Genomic DNA, 4,914 nt, shown 5'->3' with positions numbered 1-4,914 from the left:
TAGAATCGGAAATCAAGCCGGACGAAATTCACCTCTACAACAGCCCCAACCACCAGCAGAACTTCATCGAATGCGTCCAATCGCGCAAGGAAACCATCTGCCCGGCGGAAACGGCCCATCGCTCCACGACTATCTGCCACCTCAGCCAAATCGCCATGCTGCTCAAACGAAAAACCCGCTGGAATCCCGAAATTGAGCAATTCATCGGCGACGAAGACGCCAATAAAATGATCTCCAAACCCATGCGCCCCCCCTGGCATTTATAGAACCAGCCTGAGAGAACTATCGCAAACAGGGGCCGCCCATTCTGGCGCGGCCTCTGTTTTTTGATTAAATGATAATTTTTAACGAATTTTTCTTATTGACATTTACGTATTATTATAACGTATTAAGTGGTGTAGTACGGCATGTCATAGTACATCAATAATAACGCAATAAAAACGTAATGTTTAATTGCATTATTTATGGAGCCACTCATGAGACAATTACCTCTATTTAAATCGCTCGTTTCTCTTCTATTTCTGACGATTATCGTTGTATTAGTAATAATCGTCATCCAATCCAATCCGAAACCGGCGCCAACCACGCATGTGAGGCCCCCCGCCGCCATTGCGCAGGCAACGCCTGTTCCCGATATTGCGCCGCTCCAAAATCGATTGCGCTTCCATGCGCAGGATGAAGAAGGCGCCGCCATCGCCAAAGCCGCCATCCATATTCTCGACACTAGCCACCAAATCGCCGCCTCTGCGGAAACGGACGCTTTGGGATGGGCGGAAATCCAGGATTTGCCTGCCGCACAATATAATATTTCGATTTCATGCCCTGATTTCTTCGGCTATAGCGAAACAATCTCCTTATCAAACGATTCCACCGCCAACCTTAACGCCGTTCTCTATCGAAAAAAGTCCATATTGGGAACCGTTCAATCGCTGGATAACCATCCTGTCGCCGAAGCGTCGATAACTATTCTTAACGTTTCCCCCCGCGCCGCCATCGATTCCAACCTTCTAGCGCATAAGGCGGTTTCTGCTGCTTCTGCTGCGAGCGGAGAATTTGCGCTTTATCCCTTGGTTTCCGGCGAATATATTCTCCTAGCAACCCATCCGAACTATCTGCCTCATCGAGAAACGACTCAGGCTGGGGATAAAATCGTCATCCGCCTAAGCCAACTCGCGCAGATAACCGTTACGGTAGTGGACGAACGCCGAGACCCCATCGGCGGCGCGCCGGTTGAAATCCATTCCACTGCTACGTCTCTGATCGCGGCGGCGTCCGGCAATACGGATACGAACGGCCAAATCGTTTTCAAGGACATGAAACCGGGAATCTATTCTCTGGAGGCCGTTTCGCCTTATAACGAAAACGTCCGCGCCGCGACGGATGTGGACGTTTCGAATACCGACGCCGTCGATATCGTTTTACTGCTTACGACTCCCCACTTTTCCTTATCGGGCCGCGTCTTGAACGCCGTAAGCCTGCAAGGGATTCCCAACGCCACCGTCGTATGCCAGCGCGAGAGCATTCTCTCCATTCCGCCCGCGCCGGAATATTGCATAACCGGCGAACAAGGCGCTTTCGCTTTTCACGATTTGACGCCGGGCAATTACAAACTTTTTGTCGAAAAAATGGCAGGATTCATCTCCGGCGATTTTGGGGGATTCTTCCGCTTCGGCGCGCAGCCGCCTCTATGCGTTTCCCACTCGCTCGATCAGGATGTGGTAGGAATCACGATTTATTTAAAACCTTCCTGGTTCCTAACCGGCAGAGTGCTGAACGAAAAAGGCGAAGGATTGGCGGAGACCAGCGTCTCTCTCCTAATTTCCTTCAGTCCGAAAGAAGCCGTGGGATTTCGCGGCTCGCGCAATACAGGACCCGACATCGAAACGATAACCAATAACGATGGATCATTCCGCTTGGAAGGGCAATTCGAATTCGACGATTCGACAACATCCGTTCTCGCCCGCGCGAATCATCGGCAATACGGCGGCAAACGATCGAAAGAAGTTCGTCCCCATCCGGGAGAAACCATCGAAAATTTGAATATCCAATACCAAAACGCTTGGAATCTATATGGCGAGGTTCGCGATGAAGAGGGACATAAGATCGAAAACGCTTTTATTAGCGTTTTTTTGCCGCCGACGGGCGGGGATATGGCGCATGTAAGCGGCCGTGCCAAGACAGATGCCAACGGCGAATACTTCTTATACGCAGATCCGGGGACGTATATTGCGCAAGCGGAAGCTAAAGGATTCCTTGATCCCGAACGGATATCTCGTCAGGTTTCCCTTCCCGAAACGGGACAAATGAAAGTCGATTTCGTATTACGTAAATTCGACGGTAAAATCGAAGGCAGCGTAATTTCTACAAAAGGAATGCCCATTTCGGAAGTTGACATTTATGCACTTGAAAAAGAACGCAGCGAAGATCGCTCTCCATTCATCGGAGAACTTGTAACGAAAACGGATGCCAATGGTTCTTTCTCCTTCGATCCTTCCGGACTTTTTAGGCCGTTGACCGATCCTGTCTATCAAATTGCGGCGAAACCTAAAAAAACTTACGCACAAAGCACGGTCGATAACATCGAATTGGGACAAAAAGACGTAACCATTGTCGTAGATGAGAAAGAAGACCGTTCTTTTGAAATCTTCGGCAAGGTAGTGGATGAAAAAGGCGCGCCGGTCAATGAGTTTGACATTTCCTTCGCGGAAAATCTCGCCATTCGTCGGTCGAACGGTGGCATTGCAGCGGAGAACGATTATACGAAGGGATGGTTTCATTTCCAATCGCCGGACGGCGATTTTCATTTGGCGGGAGAATACGATTCCGATGATCCTATCACGCTTTCCGCTCATAATCCCGAACTAGGGCTGGCTTTTAGTCCAACATTTTATCTCCAGCCCCGCGAAACGAAACGCCATTTAATCATTCAATTTAAAGGCCTGCTTTCGATTCAAGGAAAACTGGTCGACAAGGATGACGGCTCTCCCGTCGCCGACGCCGACGTATCGGTTTTGTTGGAAACCTCAACGATGGAAGATCTCGATATGCTGAAAAATCCAGGATTCAATGTACGCATGGCTCGAGGCGTTCAAGGGTGGCTGCAACATTACATTCCAAAAACCAAATCGCGCAAAGATGGATATTTCCTGCTGGATCGCGTTCCTAACGAAACCTTATTTTTAACCGTGATGAAGGATCGATACAAGAATGTTTTCCGCCGCGTGATTGGATCGCCTTCCTCGAATCGGATCGATCTCGGCGTCATCCGAATGCCACAATACATTTCGTTGGAAGACGGCGCGTCGATTATCTTGTATCAAAATGAATAGGGAGGCGGTTGGGGAAGGTAAATGATGGAAAGCGATTTTGTTTAATTCAACGACTTTTACTCTGGATAACAAGACTATATCATAAGGAGAATAATACAATGTATGCAACGGCCGCCGTTCTTTTCTGTTTTTTAACGCTATCGTCCGCGGAGACGGATGAATTCATCAAAAACATGAAGGCTTATAGCGAACAATTCAAGTCGTTCGAATCCGTCGTCAAGATAACGGGCGTCATCGAACCTTTATTCAAAAATAGAGATGAAGCTATTGCCTATGAAAAAAATAACATCCAAAGCATTGTAAAATCATCCAACAGAAAAATTACATTTGAACAACTAAAAGATCGGTTGGAAAAAAATGTGAATTATTATGTAAGCCCCCAAAAACTAGGGCCAACCATCTACACATGCAAATGCCTTGACATAAATACGTATTTACTGACTATCTTCAGTACGCAAGAAAATGCTTGTATGCAAATAAAATATGCGGAAGAAGGTCTTGTAGCGGACTACGAGCTAGCGCCCTCCAAGACAGAAGTGTCATCTCTAACGTTTCGTCAAAATCGAAACGAAACTCGTTATCATGGAATTGAACAATTTTATTATGAAATGATTTACGGCATGGATTTATCGAATGTCAAATTAAATACAAATAACGAAGGAATGAAGATTCTCCAAATAAACCTAGGCAAAAACACTAATATTGAACTGTTGTTCGATAAGGAACACCCCTGTTTTCCTACAAGGATTAGTCATAATAGCCCCTCGTCTCGTACAGTATATGAAAATAAACAATTCTATCAAATTGAGGATACTTTATTTATACCTAAAATATGCGCCTTGACGAATTATAAGTCTCAACCTGTTAAGGGCGAATGGGAAAAGGAAGGAAATCATCAATTTGAACTAACTTCTTTTCATTTTATTGGTGAATTGAAGAAGAACGATTTAAATTACGATGTTCCAATATCGACTAAAGTTCATAGTGAGTTAAATAATACCTCTTTCTTAGTCACCGCCGAAAAATTTGGAAATTCGCCGAAATTTCAGGACATATTGAATTTTGTAAAAAAGGATGAAAAAAAATAAACTATTATATTCATGGTTTTCTATCAGGCATTTCATGATTATTCTTGACGTCATCAAGTCATCTCAATTAGAGACTTCTGGTTTCCGCCGGAAGCTTCATCTATTTTCATCGCACTGGTCAAATCTTTTTTCCACCAATACATAAAAAATCGATGCGCTTCAAGACGAATCTTCCACCCCCGCATCCATTGACTTTCCCTTGGATCGATCTTTCAATCTTTCATATCGTTCACGTATAATACCGTTAAAAAAAATGCGGAGAAATAAAATGTCGGAATACAGTCAAAAACAGAAATTCGGTCCCAAGGGCTTGTTCGGCTCCTTCGGCGCGGGCATTGGCGCTCCTTTGGAACTCGCCGTGGAAGCCCCAGGCGTGGAATGCTTTCAACTGCATGTCCCGGAAGAGAAAGACCTGACTCCGGCCTGGGCGCAGCGGGTGAAAGAACTGCTGGCCCCGCGCAACATCAAAATCGCGCGCTTCGTCATCGGCTATTCGG

The 4,914-nt window shown here is 45.9% G+C and carries 4 protein-coding genes; all 4 read left to right on the top strand.

Annotated elements, in window-relative coordinates; translation table 11 throughout:
• Positions 1–266 (top strand): gfo/Idh/MocA family oxidoreductase (locus AB1656_05665; protein ID MEW6234854.1); only part of this gene is annotated, 266 nt, incomplete at its 5' end.
• Positions 267–476: 210 nt separating this feature from the next.
• Positions 477–3,329, top strand: coding sequence for a carboxypeptidase-like regulatory domain-containing protein (locus AB1656_05660; GenBank protein ID MEW6234853.1), 2,853 nt, complete (start codon positions 477–479; stop codon positions 3,327–3,329).
• 98 nt (positions 3,330–3,427) lie between these two features.
• On the top strand, positions 3,428–4,417 hold the full coding sequence (locus AB1656_05655) for a hypothetical protein (GenBank protein ID MEW6234852.1): 990 nt from the start codon (positions 3,428–3,430) through the stop codon (positions 4,415–4,417).
• A gap of 268 nt (positions 4,418–4,685) precedes the next feature.
• Positions 4,686–4,914: hypothetical protein (locus AB1656_05650; GenBank protein MEW6234851.1), on the top strand; the 229-nt coding region annotated here is incomplete at its 3' end.

This window comes from Candidatus Omnitrophota bacterium, assembly GCA_040755155.1.
Classification (GTDB): Bacteria; Hinthialibacterota; Hinthialibacteria; order Hinthialibacterales; family Hinthialibacteraceae; genus JBFMBP01.
This window is presented reverse-complemented; position numbering and strand designations above follow the sequence as displayed.